Here is a 26,494-nt window from a genome sequence, read left to right as displayed (position 1 = left end):
GATGACACAAAGCGCGTACAGTGAGAATGTAAGCACAGCCCCAGCTAGATAAACAGGCCATGTAAGATGTAAAACGAAAAAGTAATTATCCGATACTGAAAGTCCTCAGAGGGCTTTGAATTCATGTACCGAGCAAGCAGTCAATGCCGACTTCCCTCATTCATTAATGCTGCGCCCTAAGCAGCTGCTGATAGACTCTGCCTTCAGCCAGCAGCTCCTGATGCGTACCCGACTCCGCTAAGGCTCCCTGATCCATAACGAAAATCACGTCCGCATTCTCAATCGTAGACAGCCGGTGCGCAATCATGATCGTCGTCAATCCTTCGCGCCTTGCCTCGAGCGCCCCAAGCAGCTGCCGCTCCGTCTCCAGATCGAGCGCGGAGGTTGCTTCGTCCAGCACCAATATTTCGGGATTGGTGACAATCGCCCGCGCTATGGCAATGCGCTGACGCTGACCTCCGGACAGCTTAATGCCCCGCTCTCCAATGTTGGTGGCATAACCCTCCGGAAGCCCCAGTATGAAATCATGTATCTGCGCAATGCGGCAAGCCTCTTCCATATCCGCTTCCGATACGCCGTCTCTGCCGAGCATGAGATTCTCCTCGATCGTATCTGAGAACATATACGGATCTTGAAACACGATCGATACTCGCTTCGCCCATTCACCGCGATTGTAAGCACTCGCATCCTTTTCGTTCAACTTAAAATGCCCTAGCGACACATCGAAGAATCGTACCAGCAGCTGCGCAACGGTCGACTTGCCCCCGCCGCTCGTGCCTACGAACGCGATCTTTTGCCCGATCGGAAGCTCCGCCGTGAAGCTCCTAATAACCTCTGGGAGCTCAGGGGAATAACGGAAGCCGACCTGCTCGAACGATAGCTGCTCGATCTTCCCTTCCATACGGCTTTCCCCAGGATCGGCCTGCTCCAGCTCCAGAATCCGCTGCACGCGGTCCACGTTCGCAAGCTGAGAGGACATGCCCATTATGAATTGAAAAATATTATAGAAGGCATCTGCCATTTGGGTCGAGAACTGGAACAAAATGACGAACGTTCCGATCGACATCTGCTCATTAATAAGCTGCATGCCGCAATAACCGAGTACCACAATGCCAATTCCCCATTTCATCGGATCGCTGTACCGGATTTGGCGGTTTACCAGCTTGCCTTCGGCCATGACTTGTTCAAAATATTCTCCGAACATTTTGTTGTACAGCTTCGACTCCCATTTCAGCCGGTGGTAAGCGACGACCTCGCGCGTTGATGCTACCCCCTCCTCGATCTGAATAAGCAGTGCGGTTCGCTTCTCCGCTACCTGCTTCGCCTGTGCCTTAAGTTTAGGCGTGAAATAATAACCAATCAGTACATATATCGCACACAATCCCACTATGAGCAGCAGCAGCGTGGGACTGGCAAGCCAGATAATGACCATTAGAATGCAGAGATTCAGTATTTCCTGCATGCCGCGCGGAATTTGCCAGCCCATAACACTCGCAGAGATGAATAGATCCTGCGTGAAGGAGTAGACGTATTTGCCCGTGCGCTCCTGCTGGAACCGCTCGATCGGAACGCCTTCGAGACGTTTGAGCATGCGGGAGAGTAGCGAGCGGCTGACTGCGAATTCATTGCGGACGAGGCTGCGGCTCGTCATCGTAAACATAAGCGAATAAATAAGGCCCGCCGCTGCGAACACTCCGATTACGATCGGCAGCAGCTCATACCGCCCTTTCGTGAATACGTCATCGATTAGTATTTTTTGGACATAAACCAGCGTATAGTTGGATACCGATTCAAGAGCCAGGTAGAGCAGTACGATCAAATACGTACCTTTCAGCATAACCGAGTTCGACCAAAAGATTTTAAGATACTTCATGCACCGCTCTCCCTTCCGTCATTTCCAACTGCCCTATTTCAAGCTCATATAGCAAACCTTGACGTGCAATGAGCTCCTCATAGCTGCCGGCCTCGGCCACTCGTCCCTTATGAATGACCACGATGCGGTCAAAATGCTTCACCGTAGACAGCCGATGCGCAATCGCAATCGTCGTTCGACCCTTGAGCACCTCGTCAAGAGCGCGCTGCACCTCATATTCGCTCACGTTGTCCAGCGAGGAGGTCGCTTCATCGAGCAGCACAATGGCCGGCTGCTTCGCGAACATGCGCGCAATCGCTATACGCTGCTTTTGTCCGCCGGACAGCTTCATGCCGCGCTCTCCGACGAGCGTATCGTACCCCTCAGGCAGCTGCATGATGAAATCATGCGCATAAGCAGCCTTCGCCGCTGCGACAACCTCCTCATCGCTCGCCTCGGGTTTGCCGAAACGGATATTTTCCTTGACCGATGAGCCGAACAGGTACGTTTCTTGGAACACGTAGCCGATCGATTCGCGCAGGCGTTCCAGCGTCAATTGTTTAATCGGCACGCCGTCAAGCTTAATGATGCCTGACGTGGGATCATAGAATCGCCCGATCATTTTGAACATCGTCGTTTTGCCGTTACCGCTTGCGCCTACGAAAGCAACCTTCTCACCGGGATGGATCGTGAGCGAGAAGCCGTTAATAACGGGAGGCTGCTCCGGATATTGAAAACAGATATCCTCGAACACAAGGCCTCCGCGCACCTCAGCAAGCGTAACCGGATCATCGGGGTCATCAATATCTATCTGCTTGTGCATGAATCTGAACAACGGAATCGTCTGATGAATAATGAGCTTCTGCTCGGTAAGCTGGGTGACGAGCAGCGTGAGGCGGAACATCGTCGTCATGTACAGGAGCGTGAAAGCGATGAATCCCCCTAACGTAATCCATTGATTCTGAACCGAATAGTAGCCGGCGATGAACAGGGCGATTGCTCCCAAATAAAACGTGAACCGCCGGAAGCTTCCCCGTCCAAAGCTAAACGTTGCTGCCAGGAGATAATCACGCGACCAGTTCTTATGCTTGCCAAGCGTCCGCTCATGGTACCAAGGCTGCGAGCCAAACGCACGGAACTCCCGCAATCCGGAAATACTCTCATACACGGCTTGGTTATAGTCAATGCGGCCTTGGCCGGACTGCCTCCCGTACAGAGCCGCCTTCCGCTCGAAATACGGACCGAATAAATAATAAAGGCCGAACGTCGGCAGCATGATCAGGCATAACCAGCCGCTAATGCTGAGCAGGAGCACAATGGCTACCATAATAAACAAGAGGTTGTCGATGACGCTCGGCAGGACATTCCGGTATATTTTCTGAACGGACGCCACCTCGGAGTTGAACATGGACAGCGTTTCGCCTGCCGGATGCTGCTCATAATGCGCGAAGCCAAGCCTTCGCAAATGCTTGAAAATCGCCGTTTGCATATCGCGAGAAGCAAGCTCGCCAATCGTCCGCTGCAGCAGGTTTCGATAATTTTTGGCGACGAGCATCAATAAATTAACGGCTGTAAGCGCCGCCAATATGATCAAAAATAACGACTTATCCTTATTCGGAACGACATGGTCAATCATATATTGAATCATTTTTGGCGTCAGCGTCTCACCAGCGACCGCCATCGTGCCGCATGCGGCAAGCGCGGCGATTTGCTTCTTGTACGGCAGCAGAAAGCGCAGCGCCCATACGTAAGAACGCCCGGACTCGTCAAGCTCCGCCTTTTGTTTTTGCTTCTCCTGCTGCTTCCGCGCTCGGTTGCTGCGCTCGTTCGTTTGCCGCGCTGCCTCCGGTTGCTTTTCTGTTTTTGGCATCGGTATCCCCCCCTAGGTTATTGCTCGATAAGCACTATGCCGCATCCCAATTTCTGTAAGCCAGCTACCAATCATAATTCCGCTCGCCCTTCTTGTCAATGCATGAATTGCTTATAATCGTTTTCTACCATGTTCTGCGGAATCTTACCGGTGAACGAGCAGAAAGCCCGGTCATGGGCTGCAATGCCCCATAATCGGACTTTCAATATTCGTTGCGATATCGCATATTTCGGCTATAGCTCCACCATTGCCTTAATAACCTTCGATTCAGGCTTCAACCAGCTTTCGAATTCGCTGATCATCTCCGTGAACGGCACGCGGTGGGTAATAAAGCGCTCTACGTCGATGCTCCCGCTCCGCACTGCCTCCTGTACCGCCGCGAAATCCTCAATCGTTGCGTTGCGGCTGCCAAGCAGCGTCATCTCCCGCTTATGGAATTCGGGATCATGGAAGGAAATATCCGCCTTGACCAGTCCTACGTAAACCAGCTTGCCGCCATGCGCGACAAAGCCGAACGCATCCTGCATCGAGCGCGCATTGCCGGTTGCATCGAACACAACGGTTGGATACTCGCCATCCGTTAATTCGGCAAGCCGCTCCTTCGCGCCCTGCAGCGCGTTCACAGTCTCATCTACTCTCGCCCAGCGCTTGCAGAAGGCGAGCCGCTCTTCTTGAATGTCCATGGCGATCACGCGTGCTCCGCGATGCTTGGCAAATGCCATCACGCCAAGGCCAATGGGTCCAGATCCGATTACAAGGACCGTCTCGCCCGCACGCAGCTCCGCGCGCCGCACGGCATGCGCCCCAATACTAAGCGGCTCCAGCACGGCAGCCTGATCAAGCGTCAGCTCGTTCGTCACGAGAAGATGCGTCAGCGGTACCGCAATCTGCTCCCTCATGCCTCCGTCGATATGTACGCCCAGCACCTTCATATCGGTGCAGCAGTTCGTTTTCCCGTAACGGCATGCGATGCATTTCCCGCAGTGCATGTAAGGAATGATGCTGACCTGGTCGCCTGCCTTGATGGCATCCTGCGCATCATCTGCCTGTTCGACAATCCCGGCAAGCTCGTGGCCAAGTACCCGGGGATAAGAGAAAAAGGGCTGGTTTCCCTTAAAGGCATGGAGATCGGTGCCGCAAATGCCGATGCGCCGAATCCGAACGATGGCCGTTCCGGGCAGCAGCGCCGGCTCCTCCTGCTCCACCAGCTTTAGCTGGTCAATTTGTTCACATACGATGGCTTTCAACTGGCAGCACTCCCTTTATGCGTTCACGCTCGTATTGTATTCTTGCAGCCCGCTGATCCAGCTTCGGTTGCGTATCGGCTCTAGGATGGCAAGCACCCCCGACAGCAGCGCGTCGTCGATCGGCTCATCCGTCCATGCAATGTTTTTGCGGATATTGTCCGGATTAGCCGTGCTAACCAGCGTCGTCGGTATGCTCTCGTTTGCTGTGGCGAATTGTACGGCAAGCTTCGTGATGTCCGCGCCTTGAGCCGTGCAGTAGTCAACGGCCTGCTTGCATACGGCGCGAATTTCATCCCCTGCGGGATGCCAGTCTGCAAGCGCTCGATTGCCGAGCAATCCCATCGACAGCGGCGAGGCGCTGACTAGTCCGACCTGCTTTTGCTCCAGCAGCGGCAATATGGCAAGTAGCGACGTGTCATTAAGCGAATAGTGGCAGTAGGACAGCACCGCATCCAGCTCCGTGTACGCCAGCGACTTCTCGAATACCGACAGCGGAAGTCCTGAAACGCCTTTAAAGCGAATTTTGCCGGACTGCTTCAGCTTATCGAGCGCAAGGAACGCCCCCTCTGCTGCCTGCTCGAACGGTACGAACTCCATGTCATGCAAAAACAAAATATCAATATAATCGGTCTGCAGACGCTGTAAGCTTTCATCGACGCTTCGAATGATGCGCTTCTCGGAGAAGTCGAATTCCTCCGCGCCGTAACGCCCCGCCTTCGTACTCAACATAAAGCGATCCCGCGAAATTTCCGCTATCGCCTTGCCTAACACCGACTCCGCCTTGGTCAACCCGTAATAGGGCGAGACGTCGATTAAATTAATGCCCATATCCACGGCCGCATGCACCGTCCGTATGCTTTCGGCGTCATCCGTCTCCCTGAATACGGAGCCAAGTGACGAAGCGCCAAAGCTAAGCGCCGATACCTCCAGCCCCGTATTTCCAAGCTTTCTGTATTTCACAAGCATCTACTCCTCATTGCGGGAAATGTAATCCTATTGCCATTTACAAAATAACGCCATCCTTAAAAATCGCGATTTCCTTGAAGCCGTTGCGCTCATTATGCGTCTGAATCTCGCCCGAGGCGAGGCTGATCAGCTGCTCCCACAGCTCATCGGTCAGCATCTCCATGCTCTTGTCCTCAAGCAGCTGCCCGGCATTGAAATCGATCCAGTTCTTTTTCCTTCCGGCAAGCTCGCTGTTCGTCGCAATCTTCACCGTCGGTACCGGGCCGCCGAACGGCGTGCCTCTGCCTGTCGTGAACAGCACGATATGCGCTCCTCCCGCGGATAAAGCGGTTACCGACACTAAGTCATTGCCCGGCGCTTCCAGCAGGTTAAGTCCGCTGCTCGTTATGCGCTCGCCGTAAGGCACCACGTCCTGCACGATCGCATGGCCGCCCTTCTGCGTACAGCCTAGCGATTTCTCCTCAAGCGTGCTTATCCCGCCCGCCTTGTTGCCCGGTGACGGATTCTCATAGATTTCCTGGTCATGCTTAATGAAATATTGCTTGAAGTCATTGATCAGGTGAACGATTTTGTCAAAAACCTGCTCATCCGCCGCCCGGCTCATCAGAATCTTCTCCGCGCCGAACATTTCCGGTACCTCCGTAAGAATCGCCGTTCCGCCTGCTTCGATCAACCGATCGGATACCGCGCCTACAAGCGGATTGGCCGTTATGCCGGACAATCCGTCAGAGCCGCCGCACTTAAGGCCAAGCTTTAGCTTCGATATAGGAACCGGTTCGCGCTTGAAGCGCTCCGCATACAGCACTAGCTGCTCAACAAGCTCAAGCGCTTCCTCAATCTCATCCTCTGCCTCCTGCGATTTAAGAAACTTCACCCGCTCCGGGCTATGCTCGCCGATCGCCCGCTTGAAAGCATCGATTTGATTGTTCTCGCAGCCGAGCCCGATAACGAGCACGCCTGCCGCATTGGGGTGGTTCACCAGCGAAGCAAGCAGCTTCTGCGTGTGCACCAGATCATCGCCTAGCTGCGAGCAGCCGAACGGATGCGCGAAATGGTAGACGCCCTCTACGCGTCCTTCATAAAGCGCATGTGCTTTCCGCGCCACGATTTCGCAGGTCTTGTTAATGCAGCCGACCGTGTTAATGATCCAAATCTCATTGCGGATCCCGACATCGCCGCTCTCGCGTACAAAGCCTTGAAAGGTGCGTTCTGCGTCCGGAGACGCTGACCCAATCTTCCCGCTGGCTCCGCCCGCTATATCGCCTTGCTCTATCGCAATTTGCTCATATTTGTAATCAAGAACCCCCTTCAAGCCCGTACCCATATTATGCGTATGCACCCAGCTGCCAGGCTGGATATCCTCCTTCGCCAACCCGATTGAGTAGCCGAACTTGAGCACATGCTCGCCTTTGCGGACTGCCGCCGTCAGCACTTTATGGCCCTTTGGCACCTCTTCCAGCAGCTCAAGCTCCGCTCCGTTCTCCAGCGTCAGCTTATCCCCTTTGGCAAAAGGCTGAAGCGCAATGACGACATGATCCTGCTCGTGTAATCGAACCCAGCTATTCATTGGCGCGACGCTCCATTTCCTTAAGTTCTATGTCAATTGCATCCGCCAAGGCAGGCCATTCGGCAGCCAAATCGCGTCCCCAGACGCTTTTTAAACGAAGCAGCTCCAACGTGATCCGCTCCTGCGGCCAGCTCTGCTTCCCTGCCTCTGCCCAGACGCCTGCAACGATTTCCAGCAGGGCAGCATCATCGCGCACCGTATACGGTGCACCGCTCAACGTACGGCCTTCGAAGCCCGCGTCCGCATGCTGCACCTTGTAGTAGCGCAACAAACCGGCCATACCCGCAGCGAGGCCGCCCGGTACCTTATCGCCGCCCATATAATAAAGCAAAGAAGGCAGCAGCCGTACTTTGAATTTGCTCAAGCTGTTCATCGCAATATCAGCAAGCCTGTGGCGGATAAACGGATTCAGGAAACGCTCGTATACATCTCCCGCGTATGCCTTCAGCTCATCTTCGCCCATGCCAACCAGCGCCGGAATGATTTCCGCCTCTACCGTGTGACGCACCATGCCGCCCAGCATCGGATGCTCCATCGCTTCTCGTACCTGTTCGATATCATAAAGCAAGCCGAGCGGCGTCATAAGCGTATGCGCGCCATTCAGAATACGAACCTTGCGCAGCTGGAACGGCTTGAGATCCTCGACCCAGTGTACGTTCAGCCCCGCTTTCTGCAGCGGCAGCACCGCTTCAAGCTCCGCTTCCCCTTCTATTGCCCATAAGTGATAGGGCTCAGCCGTCGTCAGCATCGCATCGGAATACTCCCATTCGCTAAACCAGGCCTCTGCTTGCGCCTGCTCCGGATAGCCCGTCACAATGCGGTCCACCAGCGAATTCAAAAATCGGTTATGCAGCGTCACCCATTCCTTGAAAGCTTCGGGATAGCCGAAATCATCGCTATAGCGCAGCACGCAGCCGCGAAGCTCGTCGCCGTTTCTCTCCAGCAGCTCGCACGGCAAGCATATCAAGCCACGCCCCGGATCTCCGCCGAAATGAACAAATCTCCGGTAGAGCAGCTGCGTCAGCTTGCCTGGAAAAGATTGCACCGGCTGTCCTTCCACCGTCGCTTCCTCCCGATAGGCGAGTCCTGCTTCCGTCGTATTCGATACGATAACCTGCAAATCTTCGCTCTCGCCCAAAGCGAGATAACGGTCCCACTCCGAGTACGGATCGAATACGCTCCCAAAAACGGAAATCACCTCGGTACGCTCCACGCTTTGTCCGTTTTCCAACCCGCGTATGACAAGCGTATACAATCCGTCTTGGCCTGCCAACGCATCGATTTTGGGCTTCCCTCCCGGACGAGGCTGCGTAACCGCGATGCTTCCCTCATACAAGCCTTGCTTCTTGCATTGTTGAATCATCCAATCAAAAAAACCGCGCAGAAAGTTGCCCTCGCCAATCTGCAGCACCGTTATCTTCGCTTGGTTTGATGCTTCGTACAACCGCGCTTCTTCCCCGTTCAGCACATCTTGCTGCAAGGTCCTCATAGTCGGTAAAACTCCTTCGCGTTTAGTCCGAACAGCCGAGCTCGTTCTGCTGGCGTCCAGTTATTAGGCAGCGCCTGCTCAAGCACCTCGACCACCTCGTCATAGCTTGCGGCAAGCAAGCTGACTGGCCAATCGCTGCCATACATCACCCTGTCCGTTCCGAATACATCCAGCACATGCTCGATATACGGCTTGAATGCTTCGGGCTTCCAATTCTCGTGGTCAGCCTCGGTTACCATGCCGGACAATTTGCAATAGAGGCCGGGATGCGCAGCGAGCTGCGCCATCTGCGTTTTCCACGGCTCCATCACCCCGTCCTTGATTCTCGGCTTGGCGATATGGTCAATGACCCCATGCAATCCCGGCACCTGATCCAGCAGTTTAACGAGAGGCTCCAACTGATGCGATACGACCAGCAAATCGACAGGCACCCCTTGCTCCGCAAAAAAAGCGAGCGCTTCCACATAGGCAGGTGAAAGAATCTCATTCGCGTCTGCCATGTTCTGAATCATCAAACGAAAGCCGACGAACTTCGGATGCTCGGCGAATCGTTCATAGTGCTTCCTATAATCAGGATCGGTTATATCCAGCCATGCCACAACGCCTAGGATGGTAGGCTCCGATTCGCTTAAAGCGAGCAAATAATCCGTCTCTGCCAGCGTCGCCGCCGCTTGTACGACAATCGATCCGTCCAACTGATGCTTATTCAAAAGTGGCTCCAAATGCTGAGGCAAAAAGTCTCTGTACAGCACTGGAAGTTCCGGCGTAATCCAGCCGTAATCCCCGCGTTCCATGCTCCAATAATGCTGATGCGCATCCAATCTCATCTATTCCGCCTCATTTCTATGTCATTTGAATTAACATTTACGCTTTGGGCGCTGCGCGAGTAGATCATTCTTACGATCGCTGTTGCAGCCAGATTCTTCGATTTCCTAAGACATTTAAAGGTAAGAATCCACCTACAAAGGCGAACACTTCGTTTCTCCAGAACGTTCTTCTCACTTCGCTTACACTTCATTTATTAGTTCAACTTATACAGCAGATTATCTTCTTCTTTATTATAAAAAACAATTTAGAGGTAATAAATATGTAATTATCGCATATTTGTACTCTTTTTTGATATTTGCTACAATCGAGCTGACAAATACGAAAAGAGTAGGTGACCCTGTGAATCCATATCGCAAAAGGTTTGACGCCTTGACGCCGTTTCCCTTCGAATGCGTCTACCGGGATACCAAAAGCGCACAAAACGAGCTGCCCGACCATTTCCACGATTGGTACGAGCTTGTTTACATCTATAGCGGCAAAGGCACCTTTTTTGTCGATCAAACCTTTTATGATGCGATGGCAGGCGACATCTTCCTCATTCCCGGCAATACAATCCACCGTTCCTTCCCCGACCCCGATGAGCCAAAAACGTCAACCGCGCTATTTTTCAACGCATCACTCGTGCATAGCGCGCCGCTCGGCGACTCCTTCTCTTATTTGCGCTGCTTCGATCAGGCAAAGCGCCAAAAGCGCTACCGCTTATCGGCGGAAGCCGATGTTGAACGGCAGACGATCGTCTTGCTAATGGAAAACATTCATAAAGAGGAAACGGGCAAGCTGCCAGGGTATCGACAAGCCGTGCTTCTTAACCTGCAGCACATTTTGCTGCTGCTTGGCCGTACTCTGCCTTCCGTACAAGGTCCGGCGGTTTCCTCGTCCGCACCAGGCTGGATGACAGCCATTCTTGCCTACATCGACAGCCACCCCGGCAGCCCTCTCGGCCTCGCACAGCTAGCCAAGCGCGCGGCTGTCACTCCTGCTCATTTTTCGCGCGTCTTCAAGAAGCTTACAGGCATGAATGTGACCGAATACGTCACGACCAAACGAATTATCCGCGCGAAGGAGCTGCTTACGGAAAGCGATGTTAACGTCGCCGAGATTGCCGAGCAATGCGGCTTCGAAAGCCTTCCGCATTTCCACCGCATGTTCAAGAAACTAACGGGCATGACCCCCTCCCATTACAAAAGAAGCGAAAATTGATAGATTTGACGGTTATCATTCGCGGATACAAGTTGTCCCATTCTCTCATAAGCTATCTAGCAAAGATAAAGCTGCTGGCAGGGAGGGAATGCAATGGTCCGCTCAAACGTCAAAACGATCAAATACCGCGTCGGTAAAAACAATTACCTCATTATTAATATTTATCAAACCGCAGAAGCAAGCGCCCAGCAGGGCAATGTACTGGCAAGCAACGCAGCTACCGTGCAAATTTTCAAAAATCAAAAACGCAAATAAACGCAGCCGTGCACGAGGCAACCGCCATCGCTTCGCTTGAAGGGAGGTGAGAACATGTCATTCAAAAACAAACATTACAAACAAGGCAACTCAGTCAAAAAAGACAATGGCAAAACCTTCGTCAATGTGAAACAAGGCGCTAACGCTTCCATCAATCAAGGCGGCAATGCATTCGCGATCAATGCATCCGACATCGGTGTCGTTCGCGTTCGTCCCGGCCAGCAATAATCTGAAGCATTCGCCCAGCCCGCCCATGCGACAGAGATTTTCCAAACCTCCTACACGTCATGCTTGATTTCTACCAGAACAAAAAGGACTCGCCATGAGGTCATTGACCATCCGGCGAGTCCTTTTTTATTGACTATTCAGCCTATAGCCCATGCTGCTCGGACAGCCTATGCCCCAAATAGCCTCATGAGCAGTATGCCGGCAAATGCAAGCGAAATACCCGTTATCTCCAGCAGCGTGAACCGCTCCTTCACGACAAAACGCGTGTAAAGCAACACGATCAGCACATTCAGTGCCGTAACCGCCGATACAAGTCCAGCTTTGCCGAGGTCGAATGCCGTAACGATCAGCATCATGCCAACCGCATTCGTCGTTCCGACAGCCAGGCCTACTGCAAATGTCCGCTTAGCTGTCCATAGCGCCGGTTCCACTGCCCGGCCTCCTGAAGCAAGCTGCGAAGAAACGGCTACCTCCCGTCTACGAGTGCCCGAAGCTCCGAGCGCGAGCGCACGCTTGCCGCGTTCGCTCTGCAGGTCCCGCAGCCACCATAGCCCGAAACAGCTCGCGCCCGTTACAAACATAAAAAACATCGTAGGAAACAAATCCGCTTCCATTAATGTCGACCATTTCCCTGACAGGTCATTGGCAGCAAACAGCAGCATGGCTAACAGCCCCCACTGCGCTCCTTGCAGATTGCGCAGGGAAATATCATTGGATAGACGCACTAGCAGCACGCCGCCGATAATCACGACAAAAGCGATTAGCTGCATCGCATGAAGCTTCTCCTGCCATAGGCCGAATGCAACGATGACGACAACAACGGACGGAAGCGCAGTCAATATAGCGACTAGCGATGCTTTCCCGACCGCAAAGCCCTTGAACATGCTGGCGTTGGCTCCAAAAGAAAATAGCCCCATTTGTATGCCGATAAGCGCCGATAGCGTCCAAGTCGATGAGAACGCAAGCGCACAGATTCCATTTACAATAGCACCCATGCTGAACGTACCGAATAGCAATAGATTGCGATTTATCGGCATTTGGCTGGTCCAATGATAGAGAATTCCGCGCAAGCCAAAACAAAGGGCGGCGAACACCGAATAAGTTAGCCACATGTGAAGAAATCGCCCCTCTCTGAAATTAAGCCTATAAGGCTGATAAACATAATAGGACCTATCATATCAAGCCGAGCCGCATTTGTCTGTATCCAATCAGAGGCAATCTTCACAACTAAGCTAGCAAAAAATAAATATATTGGCTGAATATAGCATGGACCTTATAATAGCGTTAGAGACAGTTCCGCGTTTCTAGCAACCGATATCATTACATAGCGAATAAGGGGATTTCAATGGCACAAGCTGAAAAAAGACCGTACATACCCGAGCTCGATCTCGTACGAGCATTCGGCATTTTGGCGGTTATTATGATTCATGCTACTTCATCGGTCGTAGCCTCCTACGATCACCAGGCTGCGCTTTATCCGCTTTATGTTTTTTTGAACACCGCAGCCAAATTCGCAGTTCCCGTTTTCATTTTTTTAAGCGGCTTCGTGTTGTTTTACAACTACTATGACAAACCCTTCACTGCTGGAACAATCGGACAGTTTTACAAAAAAAGAATGTCCAAGATCTTTATACCCTTTTTATTGTTTTCAATCTTTTACTTTGCCTATACGCGATACGTGCAATTCGGATTTGTAGACATGCAAACCTTTATCGGTTACTTCACGACGACCAAGTTTCTGAACATGCTGCTGTCGGGAAAAACGTACACGCATCTCTATTTCGTCATTATCATTATTCAGTTTTATGCGATCTCCCCGCTTCTCCTTTATGCGGTCAAGAAATTCCCTGTTCTCGGCAAGCATATCGTCTGGATCGGGATGCTCGTGCAGTGGTTGTTTGTTTATAAGCTGGCCGGCCAATGGGGAGTCAAAAGCCCAGGTAGCTTTTGTTTCACCTACATGCTTTATTTTACGGCTGGTGCGTTCATCGGCATTTATTATATGAAGCTGGCGCCTTGGATCAATCTTGCCAGAAATACGGCGACCCCTCGCAAAATAGCAGCAGCGATTGGCATGTGGCTGCTTTTCCTTGCATCAAGCATGCTTCTCTTCTATTTTCATTACGAGAATAGACTCTATAAAACAGCCGTTATCAATACCGATTTATTAGAGATTATCGATGAAGTTCGCTGCATTACGGCAGGCATCCTGCTGCTGCAGATCTCCTTTTGGGTATACGCAGCTTGGAACAAAGCCGTTGTCCGTGCCCTTATCCATATAGGCGCAACGTCCTTTGGCATCTATTTGGTTCATCCCTTTATTTTGAATCTGTACCGCAAGACCAGCTCCGTAGGCGATCCGCTTCTCTACCATGCCTGGGTGGTTGGCGGCTTCCTGGCCGCGCTCCTTATTCCGTGGGCCATCGTTACGCTGAGCGCTCCATTCAAATGGCACTGGCTGCTCTTCGGCCCGCTTCCGAGCCGCAAGAAGAAGACCAACGCTCCCTTACAACCGGGCATCGAAGCCTAAACCCAAAAACCGTAGGCACGACATCACGAAGGAATTGACCCCCATGCATGAGGCAGAATAAAACACCTTTAAGTTGACGATACGACTATTGTAAAATAATCGTTCAACTTGAAGGTGTTTTTGCTAGGCCATGATTCTCTGAGATGTTTTTTGCAAGAGCCAAGTAATATGATTATAATAACCTCACCACATAAAAAGCTGGCTTCAGCAGCCCACGGAAGGAAGACAACTCTCCATTGAAAGCAACTGTGGATGTACAAGAGCATATATTGGTCTGGAATGATGCAGCGCTCAAAATCATGGATGTTCGACATATCTGCATACAGGTCGGCGAGCGCGTGCGTCCTTACCTGTTTCCTGCCAGCGCTTTTCTGTACGTGACGCATGGCAGTGCAACGATGATTATGGACGGAAACGAGCATGCTGCTCAGCGTTTCTATATGCTTCATGGGGGCAAGGGTACCAGCCTGGACATCGTCTTAACGGATGAATCCTTTCATTATTACCTGATTTTCTATAAAGCCACCTTACCGCTATCCGGCGAGCAGCATACCCTTCGACATACGGATCGACATTTGCCATTCCGCCTCCAGTACGGTTTTATTCCGCTCCACCCTGCCATCCTCTACGAACTGGCTAATCGAATGCTGGGCGAATGGCTGGAACAGGGGCGTTTGGAGCGGCTCCATGTCAAAACGCTATTCTATCAATTTGTATATGAGCTGCTCCGGCAGATGGATCAACAGCAGGTCAGCATCGTTAGGCCCAACCTTGCCTCCCAGCTTATTCGCTTTATGCAGGAGCACTATGCCGAGCCTCTGACCCGAGAAACGCTTGCGCATACTTTCCACTACAGCGTACCTTATCTATCCAAGCATTTCCGACGGGAAACTGGCGCAAGTATAATCGATTGCTTAATCCGCATTCGGATGGATAAAGCAGGAGCACTACTGCAACAGACCGATTTATCGCTGCAAGAGATCGCAACAAGCGTCGGGTATGCTGACGTATCCTATTTCATTAGAATGTTCAAAAAGCATGCCGGAATAACACCAAAGCAATTCAAGGATGAGTCCGTACAAATAGCGAGAGGCTCTTATCGTCCTATCATTAGGCTTGGATCGTCCATTGTTCCGCGCAGACTTCGTCGTTATATTGATATTAGAAATGATAATCATTATCAATATGGCGAAAAAGGAGATTTACTGATGTATAGAAGCAAATTACCTGTTGGAATTACGTTGCTGCTTTGCCTAACCTTATTGCTTGGCGCATGCTCCGGACCAGCGAACTCGAATGCCGGGACTAACACTACACAAAGCCCCACTATAGGTACAGAGAGCAATGCCAACAATTCCAGCAACGCGGCAATCGGAAATACAACCGGCAGCTCGGAGATGGTCACCTATTCTGCCGTTAACGGCGAGGTGCAAATTCCCAAAAATCCTCAAAGGATCGTCATGGTGGCAGGAGCCTTTACGGGACATTTGCTAGCGCTTGGCCTAAAGCCAGTCGGGACCGGTGACGAGTCCTTTAACGGCTATACGGAAGGAAAGCTCGACGACGTTGTCAACATCGGAAACGATGTACCGTACGAGAAAATAATGGAGCTGCAGCCGGATTTAATTGTAGTCTGGAACGACCCTGAAACGATCGAGAAGCTGTCCAAAATCGCGCCGACCGTCGCTGTAGAATATGGCATACCTCTACGGGAGCAATTAATCGATTTCGGTAAGATGACAGGTAGAGAAGATCAGGCGAAGGCTTGGATTGCGGAGTGGGACGCTAAAATCGCCGAATACAAACCAATCGTTGAGCAAGCGGTAGGTGATCGCACCGTATCGATCTTCGATTCGGGAAGTGCCAAAGAATTTTATGCCTACGGCAGCTTTGGCAGAGGCGGAGACATTATTTATGGAGAGTTCGGCCTGAAGGCACCTCCGATTATTCAGAAGGAAGCCATCGACAGCGGTCAGGGCTGGGCCAAGCTATCGCTTGAGCTGTTGCCGGAGTACGCAGGGGATTATATCTTTATTAGCGGGTGGACAGGCGATGAGAATGCGGCTCCGGTTTTTGAAGGAAGTATTTGGGATAGTCTCCCCGCTGTCCAGAATAACCACGTTTATCGTGAGAACAGTCGCGGCTTCGTGTTAAGTGACCCGATTTCGTTGGAAGCCCAGCTTACATTTGTCGTAGACAGCTTAACTAAAGCGGAGTGAATTTAAGTAGACGAACGTAAAGAGGCGAGGAGCAATCCTCGCCTCTTTACGTTCGTCTATGGCAAGTCGGGCGAGGCAGGCGCTTGGATTAAGGTTCAAGAGGTGCGGGCACAAAAGCCAACAAACAACTCTCTTCCGTCGTCGGTCTCAACTTGACGGTCTCGATTCTAAATTCCGATCTGGTCAATTTCAACAGATTGGCCGCTTTTCGCGGATTGATAGGCAGCCAACACAATAGCAAGTGGCTTAATACCTTCCCCGCCATTGATGGAAGGCTCCCGGTCTTGCTCAATCGCTTCAATGAGGTCCATATATTGAGCAAAATGCATGTTCCCGACAGCTAGAGCAGGGTTGTACGAGATCATTTCTTCCGATTTCATCCCGTTAAGCTGTCCTTCCTGGGTTTCATCTTTTATATGAAGTTTAGTCATTATATTATTTTCCAGAATAATCGTTCCGTTCTCTCCGAACAGCTCGATTCTGGATTGAAGTCCCGGATAACAACTTGTGGATGCAAACAATGTACCGATTCCGCCAGCTTTATATTGCAGGATTATAGCAGCAACATCTTCAACCGCAATACGTTCATGCGAAGCGGTCCGGCATTGCGCATATACACTCACTACAGATCCGGCCAAATATTGCAGCAGATCAACCGTATGAATGCCTTGATTCATTAACGCGCCGCCGCCATCCCACTCCCAGGTTCCCCGCCATGAAGCGCTATCATAGTACTCTTGTGTTCGATACCAATTCATTGAAGCATTTGCTGCTATAATTTTGCCCAGTTTGTTGGCGTCGGTCAGCGATTTCGCGCGCAGTACATCGGGCTGAAAGCGGTGCTGGGAAATGACAGCCAGCTTCACATTATGGCTGCGGCTAGACGAAATCATGTTCATCGCTTGCTGCCATCCAATGTCCATGGGTTTCTCCGTGAGAATATGCTTGCCCGCTTGCGCGCAGAGGATGGCCTGTTCCCCGTGAAGACCGCTTGGCGTGCAAAGAACGATGATGTGGATATTGGGATTTCTCAGCATAGCGCCGAGGTCGCTATACCAATCGCAATTAAATTGTTCTGCAAACCGTTGCGCGCTTTGCGGATTATGACTGCACACCGCTGCTAACCGGACTTGCCCGATACGGCCAATGACTTCTGCATGCACTTGAGCGATTGCTCCCGCTCCTACAATACCAATACCATATATGGTCGCGTTCATTCCAAGCCCTCCTCTATGTATGACTCCAATTCAATAAGACCCCCAAGGTGCTTTCCTTCGCATTCAACAACAGTTCATAAGCATACTTTGCTTCTGCAGCAGGCAACGTATGGGTCAGAAGAGGCTCAATTTGCAGCTTGCCAGTAGCAATTAATTGCAGCATGTGACGAATATAGCGGCTGCGCACATCAGGGCCCTTTATATTTTGAATATTTTCATGGGCGCCGGTCAAGCTGACCCCCTTGCAATGAATATGCTCATACGTCTTGATTTCAGCCGGTCCACGAGGAGAGCCTAACAGAATGACTTGTCCGAGCGGCTTCACAATCTCCAGTGCACTGTTGACCATTTCTGGAATGCCTGTAGCCTCAACCACAACAGCTATATCCTGACCGAGTTGCTCGGACGGAGAAGAAATTCGATCGAACGTATTAGTAATTCCCGCCTGCTTCGCTATTTGCAGCCGTTGTGCGACAGGATCAACGGCAATGACCTTCGCGCCGTGCAATGCATACAGTTGGGCTGCAAATTGTCCAATTAACCCCATTCCTATAATAACAACCTTATCTCCATACTGAATGCTCCCTTGCAACCATGAAGTCGCGCTGATTGCTGCCAGCCGGGCAAAAACAGCATGCTCGGGATTACTTCCGGCAGGAAGCGGAAATACTGAAGTCTGTTCCTCTCTTTCGAATGTCATAACGTTATGACTTGCATGCTGAGCAATGGCAAATACATGTTGTCCCACTATAAATTCCTTCACGTCCACGCCAATTTCTTCAACAACCCCCACGAGGGCATAACCCGGCATGAAAGGATACTTAGCCCAGCTGTTGCCGGGATTGCTTATACCGGTGTGTGTTCCTGTATACATAGCCAGCTCTGTGCCAGGACTTATTAAGCTATACATCGTTTTAATGAGAATTTGATTTTCCGCAAGCTTGGCAATAGGATTATGAACTATATCTGTTTGATAAGGACCAGGAAAAATAATGCTTTGACTACTTTCCATAAATAAACACCTCTGCTTTTCATTTTGTAAAAACGTTATGACAAATATAAAAAGGAAAAGCGAAAGCGCTCACTCTCGAGCGGACAATCGCTTGGCATTCAGATGTGATCCGCAGCTTTCTCTCACAATCAGCGCTGTTGAAAGCTGGATAGATTGCATCTCCGAAGAAGGTTCCCTTTCACCGATTTTTTCCAGCAAACATTTCACCGCTGCTCTTCCAATCTGCTCCAGAGGTTGGCGAACAGTCGTCAACGACGGCTTGACCAGACCCGCCAATGGAATGTCATCAAAGCCAACTACCGCAACATCATCCGGCACCCGCAGGCCCAAAGTCCCAAGACCCTGTATCGCTCCGAGAGCGGTCATATCATTCCAGCAAAATATTGCTGTAAACGTACAACCTTTTGCATATAGCTCAGTCACAGCTTCAAGCCCTGCTTGAAAAGTTCCGCTGTTGTTAGTCACGTTGAGCACCGGGCTCGGCGTAATGCCATTCATGGTTAACGCGTGCCTATACCCCAACTCACGCTCCGATGCATGACCAATATAAGCAATATCGGTATGCCCAAGCTGAATAAGATGCTCAACGGCTGTGAATGCTCCCTGAAATTGATCTGTACTGATGTGGACGGAGCCCGGCAGCTTCTGCACGAGCGATACGATCTCGATCTTCGGCAAGCTTGCGCTTTGGAGCATCCGCCGGTCATCCGGGCGATCGAGACGGATACCCGCAATAATGCCATCCACTTTCCGCTCGGCCATAGTGGAGATGCACATCAGCTGTTTCTCCAGTCCATAGCCGGCTGTGCTAAGCAGCATCGTATACCCGCTCTCCCAGGCAGCCTCCTGAATATATTCCGCTAGGGCGGACCAGTATTCGTTGGATAACTCGGGGACGATTAAACCGATTGTGTGCGTCTTCTTGCGAATCATATTTATCGCCGTCTGATCCGGTTTGAAGTTCAGCCTGTCAACGGCGGCCTGAACCTTCGCCCTTGTTGCCGGACTTACTCGATCCCTGTTGTTAATGACCCGAGACACCGTTCCAATAGACACGCCTGCCATCAATGCTACATCTTTAATTGTGGCGCTCATTTATTCACCTTTCAGTACTGTGTCATAACGTTTTTATAACGTCAACGTATCATGTTTATAATCATACAGTCAAGCCTTCATTTTCAGCTTTGTATAGCTTCCATGCCTTCATTAATCTTGAACAGACGATGAGCATGCTGCCAATGAGTTGGCCGGTCCAGAGTAAAATGCAGCCAATAGCCCTGTGCTTGTACCGGCCAATCCATGCTTGGGCCTAACTAAAGCCTGCTTGCATTTCTAACATTTTATAATACAGGTGTTTGATTCAGTCTCAGCTCTTCTTCTGAAGTCAGGCCTTCCTTCAATGCCTGTTGACGCAGTGTTAGATACAGCTCCGCCTTCGTGGCATTGATATAGGGCAGCACGAACAAGATACCGACGAAGAATAGCATTAGTCCCAGTAGGATCCAACCGAGAAAGCTTAGATCAAGCACGAACATCCAGACTTTGTTTCCCCGTGTCATTTCATTGCTTAATTCCACCGCACGCCTGTACCCAATGTTCGGGTTATCCGACAATATAAACGGCACCATGCTGTATGCATAGGATTTCACGATGCCTGGGATGATGAGCAGAAGGATCCACAAGAAAATCAAAAAAGCTCTCCACAGCATCGTTTTCACGATATCCCAGTATCTAAGCTTATTAAACGCAAAACCGAGATGATTTAAATTCACTTCATTCTCTGCCGCTTTCTTGAAATAACGCATAGAGCCCACCTCAAGGGGAAAACAGAGGAAAATACGAAACGCAAATGCGAATAGCATGAAAGCAATAAAAAAGATAATGGAAATAAAAAGGAAAGGTCCAATGCTTTCCCAATTCACATCCATGCCGGAGGAATTGGAGGAGCCAAAGTTAAAGGACGGTGGGCTGCCTCCTCCAGTAACAAATGCCAATATAATACTCACCAGAAATGCCTTCCAATAGGATGTCCGAAGCACATCCTTCGCTCTTCTCTTCAGTTCTTTACGTTCCCACTTCATGATCACATCGCTCCTTCCAAGATTTCCCTTTCATCTTACAGTAGATTCCATTTTAAATATACGACGGCAAGGCACAGAGCGGCGAAGCTTACGAACCGAATCGAATCTTCCCTATGAAACAAGCTGCTTAACCGCTTCTCAATTAGCACGAATACTGGCTTATTCGCGGGATCTCAAGACTGCACGGAGTAACGGTTGCGTTGAACAAAAGGGCATAGACCCGTACCGTTAGGATAAGCGGCCTCCACCCACCGGATAAGCGTAACGAAGGAATGAAAGGACATCGACCCGTCGAGAAATGGGAGTGAACGCCTCCGGAGGTACGTGGAGCAACGTGCAATAGAGCAGTAAAAAAGGTGCGAAAATTCGCCCCTTCTGTTCCCGCATGCGCTTCGGCTACTGATTTGACGGTACATCCCCACTTCTTTCCGGATAGCGATTCATCTATTGGGAGAGATCCTGCGAATAAGCGAGCATTCGTGAGGAAACTACATTTTACCGAGGGAGTTTAATGAAGATTCGGTTGAATATCCCCGAATTGACTTGGGCAGACCAAGAGCCGAATGGCCCGAAGTTTGAATATGGTGTTAGGCGATGTTGCTGGCATCTTTAAATCTACTGTAAATTCCATTCGTGATCCCTAGGTCCCTTCACGAATAGTGGATACGCCATCAAATTGTAAATTCTTTAAGTCAAAATCTTTAATCCAAAAATAAACTCTTCCAGTATCATCCCAGTCCATATTAGTACTGTCTTCCGAATCTATTTGTAGTAGGAGCCTCCAACCCTCGCCCTTATATTCACCTTGAACTGGATCATGATATCCATAAAGTCTATTCATTCCTACATGGAATTCCGAAGTATGGCCTTCTATATATTTATTTGAGAAATTTCCCAGGAATACTCTCCAGTACTTTTCTTCATCATTTCCTGATAACCTAAGCAATTCATGTACTTCAAAAGAATCCGAACTGGGAACAGTCCATTCAAGTTTTGGTATAACTCTCGCACTTGAAAACTGCAATTCTTCCGATAGTTCTTTAGGAGGTAGTGTTCTTACTAGGTTTTTTATATCTCCGTCGTAGAATAAAACTTTTGAGGTCTCAGGGTTATTATCAAAATCGGCTTCTTCATACATCGCTTCGGGATTTGCTGTATAAAAGAAATAAATGATACCTTTAGTTGGATGAATATCGTTATCTGTCTGAATGTTAGGCATTTCTTGCAAATTGATCTGCGCAATGAATGACATAGGGTACTCTTTCCAATACGGCCATTCAATATTTGCAGGCAAATCTGGTTGGCCCCCTAACTTTGTTTGACCAATTTCTAATTTTTTCTCTGACTCTCTTTCCGTTATTAAACGGATAGATGGCTTGATCATTCTTTGAAAAGTTTCCGAATAGTCTTCTAGTCCTGCTTCTTGAAACATAGATAAAATGTCTGCCTTTGCATCCATTACTGAGCTCATCCCTTCATTTTCATTATTATTTGTGTATTTCTTACCACATCCAGATAACATCAAAATAAATATTAATAGAAATATTTGTATACGTTTCAATTAGTTGCTCCCTAAATTTTTGATTTTTATTGTCCGTTACAGCAATTTCACCTAACGTCTTTTTTACGAATTACGCAAATTCTCCTTACTTGAAGTATTCGCGAAGTGATTTAACTATACTGCCCGGCAGCCTCGTCCTGGTGATTGTTAAGCTATAGTTCTCCGATATCTTCCTGAGATGTATGTGAAGTTAGTCCTAATTTATGTATGAGAAAATCCCCTTGTCCTATTTTCAATATTTTATTTTCACTATTAAATTCCCATCCATTTTCAATCGCATATCTAATTAAACTTTCACAATTACTTGGCTTATGCGGGATAAAGTGCCAGCTACCTTTCCATGTAAATAACACTTCAAAATATGAGGTTTTTGACGAATAGACCTTAAAATTCACAAATTTATTACTAGGAATCTCGTTAATAACGCAGTGGAATTGAGAACCATCTATCCTTATCTTTTTAGTTCGTTTGCAGAATGTCTTCCCCATAAAAACGCCTCCTGAATATGACATTCTTCCAATAATTCACCTGCCAGTTAGCTCAAAACCTTTCAGTACGGTGGTTTATAAGAATCTAAAAGAGGTTTTACTGATTCTATTGTACACTGAGCATCAGTAACAATCTCATCAAGACAATAATAGAGGGCTGTATTATACTCCCAAAAAGAAGACGGTATTTTTAGAACATGCTCTAACAGATCCCCGCGGTAAGAATTCCCACAAACAAACGGATCTGCTCCTAATACATCAAGAGCTATAGGTACAAGATGCTCTAAACTTAACTGTTGTCCAATCATCAATCTTAAATCACCTGCAGTAAAATCCTTAAGAGGTTTTTTCCTCAAAGCATGTGCTGTCAAAACTAAGTTTGAACTCATTTGGGGCTCGCCCCAGACTAGCTTTTCAACTTCCTCTAATGTTTTAGACCCATCAATCTCATTATTGTGCATTTACAGCACCACCTTATTTTGATCAACAACACACTTATATACCACTAATGAATCTAAACTGCTCACTACTTCATGAGCAAGGATCAGGCTGGCGCTGGCATACCGCTCCTTGCTTGGTTGAACTATCGTTCCTCCCTAGTTGAACAAAGAACAAGTTTTTATAACATCAAGGCGAACCATTAAATTCTATTTTATTATCGATATCCCCTAAATCTAATTCCGAAATATCATCATCTTCTAAATCAACAATTACTGAAATTAACCTGAAGTCTTTACCTGGCGTACCCAAAAGAATTGCTCTTGATTGAAATGTTTTAAATCCACTTTCTTCTGCAAGATATTCAGTTAAAATTTCTAAAATATCGTCTTCATTTAATTTGAAAGTTTTTTTTTGATTCAATTACATTCACCTTTCATTGTCTAATGTCTTTTACTCAAAACTGCCGATAATGTTAGCAAAATTAATGCATTGAGCTATCGTTTCCCGTTAGTATAAAAGAGAAAGGTAAGCGGAAAGCATCAACGGGAAACTCGATAAGAACCCCACAGTAACGATAACAAAGGTATTAAATAAAGATCTGTTCAGCCGTAAGACAATACCATTAATGTCTTGATTATAAAACCAAGTCACTACATAGGTGAAAATAAGATACACGAATATAATTAAAACTCCAATAACTTTTGAACCCGTTTCTGGACCAATGTACTCTTCTCTAAAACGGTGTTCATATTCAAAACCGAATATCGAGACGTAAGAACAAAAAAGTACGATTATCGTAATAACTGAGGAAGGTATTAAATATAGATATTTTACATTTGATTGTTTTAGCAAGGACAATGAACTCACTCAACTCCCTAAGCAGAAAACTGATAAAATCATAACTTTTCCATTTTATCACAATTTCATCAAGCAAATCTGCCTCTTAGCTCAATGAGGCTGCCGATCTATGCCGGCAGCCTCGTCCTGGTGATTATGAAGCTATAGCTCCTAGTTAGGTTAATCATTAACTTGAGCTGATACTAAAATAGATAAGCCCCGTTCTTCACCATAATCCCATAATTTCACCCACGGATATGTTCAAGAGGGAAGCAGAAATGTCCTTATTTCTAATGGTTTAATATTATCCATATCACACTTAATGCCGCTTATCTCCGTACCAGGGTGAATACTGATTATTCTTCCAGTGTCATTATAAAATTTGAATTTCATTCGACTCACCTTTCTATCTATAAATCCCAGGATAATATATTTTCCACCAAAATACTCAACTCTCCTGCCAGTTAGTTCAACGTAGCGCAGCCGGTTATTTCTCGCTTGATGCTTCATTAATACGAATTCCAAGTTCTCCGCGGGAATGAGATCAAGTTCTTGTCATTTGGTTTTGACAAGAATTTGATGCTATACATACAAAAATCCGCGATATTCGCGGCCCTTAATGAGATAATGTTCTTGTCACCCGACAGTACCCCTTAAGAAGAAAGTCCCTATAATCATTGAAGTCGTGGAATATCACGACATGAAAAACCCTCGTATGTGTGCAGTCATTTTTTAAAGAACCTCATAATCATTAAATCGTTTTTGGATTGCAAGAAATGTAGATCCCACGTTCATCTTTTAAATATTAATGTTTAGTACGAAGCTAACAATTTTAGTCGCCCGTAATCTATTTTCAAATCCATTCAGAGCTTGCCCTGCTTAATATTTTCAGGTAATGCGGCTCCAATAATACTCCCTCATTATCAACACACAATACTCCACATGTGTCGAGACTTCCTATTTTAAATAAGGCAAGGGCTATCCCCTAAGCAGTTAATTTTACCGCTTTAAGGAATAACCCTTGTTATTTACATCTAAAATCAGTTTGGGTTGACGATTTTTACTTTACTTGCTCTTTTGAGCCAGCATGTTCAGCAGAACCGTTACGGCCTCTGCTCTTGTTGCATGGTCCCCAGGGGCAAATTGATTGTCGCCTTTCCCTTGCACGATGCTTGCTTGCTTTACATAAGCAACCGCAGCTTTTGCCCACGCTGGGATGTCCTTGTCGTCTGCGAAGCTAGTTGCTGTGGCATTCGCTTCGCTATCTTTACCCAATGCACCCGCAATCATCGCTGCCATCTCTGCTCGTGTAATTTCCCCAGCTGGACGGAAAGTACCATCCTCATAGCCATTAATAATGCCTGCTTGCACCGCTTGCGCGACCGCTTTCTGCGCCCAGCTTCCGATCTTCGCTGTATCTGTGAACGTCAGCGCCGCTCCCGCTCCTTGCGTCTTCAACGCATTCATCAGCATGACGGCAAATTCCGCACGAGTCACGGTTTTGTCCGGCTTAAACGTGCCGTCCTGATAACCAGTGACGATTCCGCTGCTTACCGCTTCCTTGATGCTTGCCTTCGCCCAATGTGCGGATATATCGCTAAAGTTAATCGTTGGTTTTGGCTCACTTGCCGCTTGCCCTACAACCATTACCGCAAATTTTGTAAAGTGGGTTACTTCTGCGGTAATCTGATTACCCCTAACAACACCGCCAACTTCCACCCATTTCTTCTGCACTTCATCATAATAGAACACGGCTGCTCTTTGATTACCGCTCAATTTTGTCGGATCAAACTTAAAAGTCAGTGTTACCGGTTTACTGAAGTTCTCTGAGAAATTTTTCAGAATCTCGAAGATCGGACTAGCCAGAACGTCTTCATCCGTTAGAAGATCTTGAGTTCCAGTAAGTTTTTCGATCGTTAATTTCAGTTCTTTGCCCGTTGCATTTGCCGGAATATCTATTGTAATTGCATCTCCCAAACTAACCTCACCCGTTTTGCCTGCGGGAAGCAATAATTCACCATTCTTTGAGATTACTTTGCTGTCATCTGGTGGTGTTGGGATGCCACCGCTACCGCCATCAGGGCTGGCCGTCCACTGCGCATACAGCGTCACATTCGCCGCTGCCATGCTGAAAGTAGCGCCCGTCACATAGTTTGTGCCACTTCCGTTAGCCGCCGTGTTCCAACCTGTGAAGGTGTTGCCCGTCTTCACCAAGCTTCCCGTGTTTCCTAATACGGTTACCGTTGCATTTTGCTCGTACGGATTGCTATCCGTTGGCACGGTTCCACCCGTGCTGCCATTGCCGTTATACGTTACGGTGTATGTCGGGTTGGCCGTCCACTGCGCATACAGCGTCACGTTCGCCGCTCCCATGCCGAACGTTGCATTTGCCGCATAGGGTGTTCCTGTTCCGTCGGCCGCCGTGTTCCAACCTGTGAAGGTGTTGCCCGTCTTCACCAAGCTTCCCGTGTTTACTAATACGGTTACCGTTGCGCTTTGCTCGTACGGATTGCTATCCGTTGGCACGGTTCCTCCCGTGCTGCCATTGCCGTTATACGTTACGGTGTATGTCGGGTTGGCCGTCCACTGCGCGTACAGCGTCACGT

The 26,494-nt window shown here is 48.8% G+C and carries 22 protein-coding genes; 5 read left to right on the top strand and 17 right to left on the bottom strand.

Annotated elements, in window-relative coordinates:
- Positions 1-163: 163 nt before the first annotated feature.
- The 7 genes from AC0YN3_RS06575 to AC0YN3_RS06545 all read right to left on the bottom strand — a co-directional run bounded on the left by AC0YN3_RS06575 (position 164) and on the right by AC0YN3_RS06545 (position 9,818).
- On the bottom strand, positions 164-1,873 hold the full coding sequence (locus tag AC0YN3_RS06575; RefSeq protein WP_475774329.1) for an ABC transporter ATP-binding protein: 1,710 nt from the start codon (positions 1,871-1,873) through the stop codon (positions 164-166).
- Positions 1,860-3,722: an ABC transporter ATP-binding protein gene (locus tag AC0YN3_RS06570; RefSeq protein ID WP_475774328.1), complete on the bottom strand. Its 1,863-nt coding sequence runs from the start codon at positions 3,720-3,722 to the stop codon at positions 1,860-1,862. Before AC0YN3_RS06570 ends, AC0YN3_RS06575 begins: the two co-directional genes overlap by 14 nt.
- 233 nt (positions 3,723-3,955) lie before the next feature.
- The gene (locus AC0YN3_RS06565) at positions 3,956-4,969 is read right to left on the bottom strand and encodes a zinc-binding alcohol dehydrogenase family protein (protein WP_475774327.1); all 1,014 of its coding nucleotides are present in this window, start codon (positions 4,967-4,969) and stop codon (positions 3,956-3,958) included.
- A 15-nt stretch (positions 4,970-4,984) separates the two neighbouring features.
- On the bottom strand, positions 4,985-5,929 hold the full coding sequence (locus AC0YN3_RS06560; protein ID WP_475774326.1) for an aldo/keto reductase: 945 nt from the start codon (positions 5,927-5,929) through the stop codon (positions 4,985-4,987).
- A gap of 43 nt (positions 5,930-5,972) precedes the next feature.
- Entirely contained in the window at positions 5,973-7,502 is a 1,530-nt protein-coding gene (locus AC0YN3_RS06555) for a UxaA family hydrolase (RefSeq protein WP_475774325.1), read from the bottom strand.
- The gene (locus AC0YN3_RS06550; protein ID WP_475774324.1) at positions 7,495-8,991 is read right to left on the bottom strand and encodes a tagaturonate reductase; all 1,497 of its coding nucleotides are present in this window, start codon (positions 8,989-8,991) and stop codon (positions 7,495-7,497) included. Before AC0YN3_RS06550 ends, AC0YN3_RS06555 begins: the two co-directional genes overlap by 8 nt.
- Complete coding sequence (locus AC0YN3_RS06545) at positions 8,988-9,818, bottom strand: amidohydrolase family protein (protein ID WP_475774323.1); 831 nt, start codon at positions 9,816-9,818, stop codon at positions 8,988-8,990. The genes AC0YN3_RS06550 and AC0YN3_RS06545 overlap by 4 nt, the downstream gene beginning before the upstream one ends.
- A 340-nt stretch (positions 9,819-10,158) precedes the next feature.
- Here AC0YN3_RS06545 and AC0YN3_RS06540 point away from each other — a divergent pair, with 340 nt between their 5' ends.
- The 3 genes from AC0YN3_RS06540 (at position 10,159) to AC0YN3_RS06530 (ending at position 11,502) form a co-directional block, all read left to right on the top strand.
- Positions 10,159-11,019: a helix-turn-helix domain-containing protein gene (locus tag AC0YN3_RS06540; protein ID WP_475774322.1), complete on the top strand. Its 861-nt coding sequence runs from the start codon at positions 10,159-10,161 to the stop codon at positions 11,017-11,019.
- 93 nt (positions 11,020-11,112) lie between these two features.
- Positions 11,113-11,274: a hypothetical protein gene (locus AC0YN3_RS06535; RefSeq protein WP_441944884.1), complete on the top strand. Its 162-nt coding sequence runs from the start codon at positions 11,113-11,115 to the stop codon at positions 11,272-11,274.
- A 54-nt stretch (positions 11,275-11,328) separates the two neighbouring features.
- The gene (locus AC0YN3_RS06530; RefSeq protein WP_441944883.1) at positions 11,329-11,502 is read left to right on the top strand and encodes a hypothetical protein; all 174 of its coding nucleotides are present in this window, start codon (positions 11,329-11,331) and stop codon (positions 11,500-11,502) included.
- Between the two features lie 167 nt (positions 11,503-11,669).
- Here AC0YN3_RS06530 and AC0YN3_RS06525 read toward each other — a convergent pair whose 3' ends face one another.
- Positions 11,670-12,614 (bottom strand): EamA family transporter, encoded by a 945-nt coding sequence (locus AC0YN3_RS06525; RefSeq protein WP_475774321.1) that lies wholly within the window; start codon positions 12,612-12,614, stop codon positions 11,670-11,672.
- A 233-nt stretch (positions 12,615-12,847) separates the two neighbouring features.
- Between AC0YN3_RS06525 and AC0YN3_RS06520 the strand changes: the two genes are divergently transcribed.
- The gene (locus AC0YN3_RS06520) at positions 12,848-14,032 is read left to right on the top strand and encodes an acyltransferase (protein ID WP_475774320.1); all 1,185 of its coding nucleotides are present in this window, start codon (positions 12,848-12,850) and stop codon (positions 14,030-14,032) included.
- 236 nt (positions 14,033-14,268) lie between these two features.
- Positions 14,269-16,251, top strand: a complete 1,983-nt coding sequence (locus tag AC0YN3_RS06515) for an AraC family transcriptional regulator (RefSeq protein ID WP_475774319.1) — start codon at positions 14,269-14,271, stop codon at positions 16,249-16,251.
- Positions 16,252-16,418: 167 nt separating this feature from the next.
- On the opposite strand, the gene AC0YN3_RS06510 is transcribed toward AC0YN3_RS06515, so the two are convergent.
- From AC0YN3_RS06510 to AC0YN3_RS06470, 9 genes are all read right to left on the bottom strand, one after another.
- Positions 16,419-17,468 carry a Gfo/Idh/MocA family protein gene (locus AC0YN3_RS06510; protein WP_475774318.1) on the bottom strand — a complete coding sequence of 350 codons (1,050 nt, stop codon included), beginning with the start codon at positions 17,466-17,468 and terminating at the stop codon, positions 16,419-16,421.
- 13 nt (positions 17,469-17,481) lie between these two features.
- Positions 17,482-18,480: a zinc-dependent alcohol dehydrogenase gene (locus tag AC0YN3_RS06505; protein WP_475774317.1), complete on the bottom strand. Its 999-nt coding sequence runs from the start codon at positions 18,478-18,480 to the stop codon at positions 17,482-17,484.
- A gap of 69 nt (positions 18,481-18,549) precedes the next feature.
- Positions 18,550-19,575 carry a LacI family DNA-binding transcriptional regulator gene (locus tag AC0YN3_RS06500; protein ID WP_475774316.1) on the bottom strand — a complete coding sequence of 342 codons (1,026 nt, stop codon included), beginning with the start codon at positions 19,573-19,575 and terminating at the stop codon, positions 18,550-18,552.
- A 245-nt stretch (positions 19,576-19,820) separates the two neighbouring features.
- Positions 19,821-20,561 (bottom strand): DUF975 family protein, encoded by a 741-nt coding sequence (locus AC0YN3_RS06495; RefSeq protein WP_475774315.1) that lies wholly within the window; start codon positions 20,559-20,561, stop codon positions 19,821-19,823.
- A gap of 640 nt (positions 20,562-21,201) precedes the next feature.
- Positions 21,202-22,122 carry a YwqG family protein gene (locus tag AC0YN3_RS06490; protein WP_475774314.1) on the bottom strand — a complete coding sequence of 307 codons (921 nt, stop codon included), beginning with the start codon at positions 22,120-22,122 and terminating at the stop codon, positions 21,202-21,204.
- 152 nt (positions 22,123-22,274) lie between these two features.
- On the bottom strand, positions 22,275-22,610 hold the full coding sequence (locus AC0YN3_RS06485; protein ID WP_475774313.1) for a hypothetical protein: 336 nt from the start codon (positions 22,608-22,610) through the stop codon (positions 22,275-22,277).
- 62 nt (positions 22,611-22,672) lie between these two features.
- Positions 22,673-23,071: a contact-dependent growth inhibition system immunity protein gene (locus tag AC0YN3_RS06480; protein WP_475774312.1), complete on the bottom strand. Its 399-nt coding sequence runs from the start codon at positions 23,069-23,071 to the stop codon at positions 22,673-22,675.
- A 166-nt stretch (positions 23,072-23,237) separates the two neighbouring features.
- Positions 23,238-23,471: a hypothetical protein gene (locus tag AC0YN3_RS06475; RefSeq protein WP_475774311.1), complete on the bottom strand. Its 234-nt coding sequence runs from the start codon at positions 23,469-23,471 to the stop codon at positions 23,238-23,240.
- A 1,482-nt stretch (positions 23,472-24,953) separates the two neighbouring features.
- Positions 24,954-26,494, bottom strand: a 1,541-nt coding sequence (locus AC0YN3_RS06470; RefSeq protein ID WP_475774310.1) for an S-layer homology domain-containing protein, incomplete at its 5' end; no start/stop codon positions are given.

The sequence above is a fragment of the Paenibacillus sp. J22R232 genome, assembly GCF_056269165.1.
This window is presented reverse-complemented; position numbering and strand designations above follow the sequence as displayed.

Excerpts from the sequence above, each read along its gene's own strand:
- AC0YN3_RS06575 (WP_475774329.1), bottom strand. The coding sequence starts at position 1,873 with ATGAAGTATCTTAAAATCTTTTGGTCGAACTCGGTTATGCTGAAAGGT.
- AC0YN3_RS06570 (WP_475774328.1), bottom strand. The coding sequence starts at position 3,722 with ATGCCAAAAACAGAAAAGCAACCGGAGGCAGCGCGGCAAACGAACGAG.
- AC0YN3_RS06555 (WP_475774325.1), bottom strand. The coding sequence starts at position 7,502 with ATGAATAGCTGGGTTCGATTACACGAGCAGGATCATGTCGTCATTGCG.
- AC0YN3_RS06550 (WP_475774324.1), bottom strand. The coding sequence starts at position 8,991 with ATGAGGACCTTGCAGCAAGATGTGCTGAACGGGGAAGAAGCGCGGTTG.
- AC0YN3_RS06545 (WP_475774323.1), bottom strand. The coding sequence starts at position 9,818 with ATGAGATTGGATGCGCATCAGCATTATTGGAGCATGGAACGCGGGGAT.
- AC0YN3_RS06535 (WP_441944884.1), top strand. The coding sequence starts at position 11,113 with ATGGTCCGCTCAAACGTCAAAACGATCAAATACCGCGTCGGTAAAAAC.
- AC0YN3_RS06530 (WP_441944883.1), top strand. The coding sequence starts at position 11,329 with ATGTCATTCAAAAACAAACATTACAAACAAGGCAACTCAGTCAAAAAA.
- AC0YN3_RS06525 (WP_475774321.1), bottom strand. The coding sequence starts at position 12,614 with ATGTGGCTAACTTATTCGGTGTTCGCCGCCCTTTGTTTTGGCTTGCGC.
- AC0YN3_RS06520 (WP_475774320.1), top strand. The coding sequence starts at position 12,848 with ATGGCACAAGCTGAAAAAAGACCGTACATACCCGAGCTCGATCTCGTA.
- AC0YN3_RS06510 (WP_475774318.1), bottom strand. The coding sequence starts at position 17,468 with ATGAACGCGACCATATATGGTATTGGTATTGTAGGAGCGGGAGCAATC.
- AC0YN3_RS06505 (WP_475774317.1), bottom strand. The coding sequence starts at position 18,480 with ATGGAAAGTAGTCAAAGCATTATTTTTCCTGGTCCTTATCAAACAGAT.
- AC0YN3_RS06500 (WP_475774316.1), bottom strand. The coding sequence starts at position 19,575 with ATGAGCGCCACAATTAAAGATGTAGCATTGATGGCAGGCGTGTCTATT.
- AC0YN3_RS06495 (WP_475774315.1), bottom strand. The coding sequence starts at position 20,561 with ATGAAGTGGGAACGTAAAGAACTGAAGAGAAGAGCGAAGGATGTGCTT.
- AC0YN3_RS06485 (WP_475774313.1), bottom strand. The coding sequence starts at position 22,610 with ATGGGGAAGACATTCTGCAAACGAACTAAAAAGATAAGGATAGATGGT.
- AC0YN3_RS06480 (WP_475774312.1), bottom strand. The coding sequence starts at position 23,071 with ATGCACAATAATGAGATTGATGGGTCTAAAACATTAGAGGAAGTTGAA.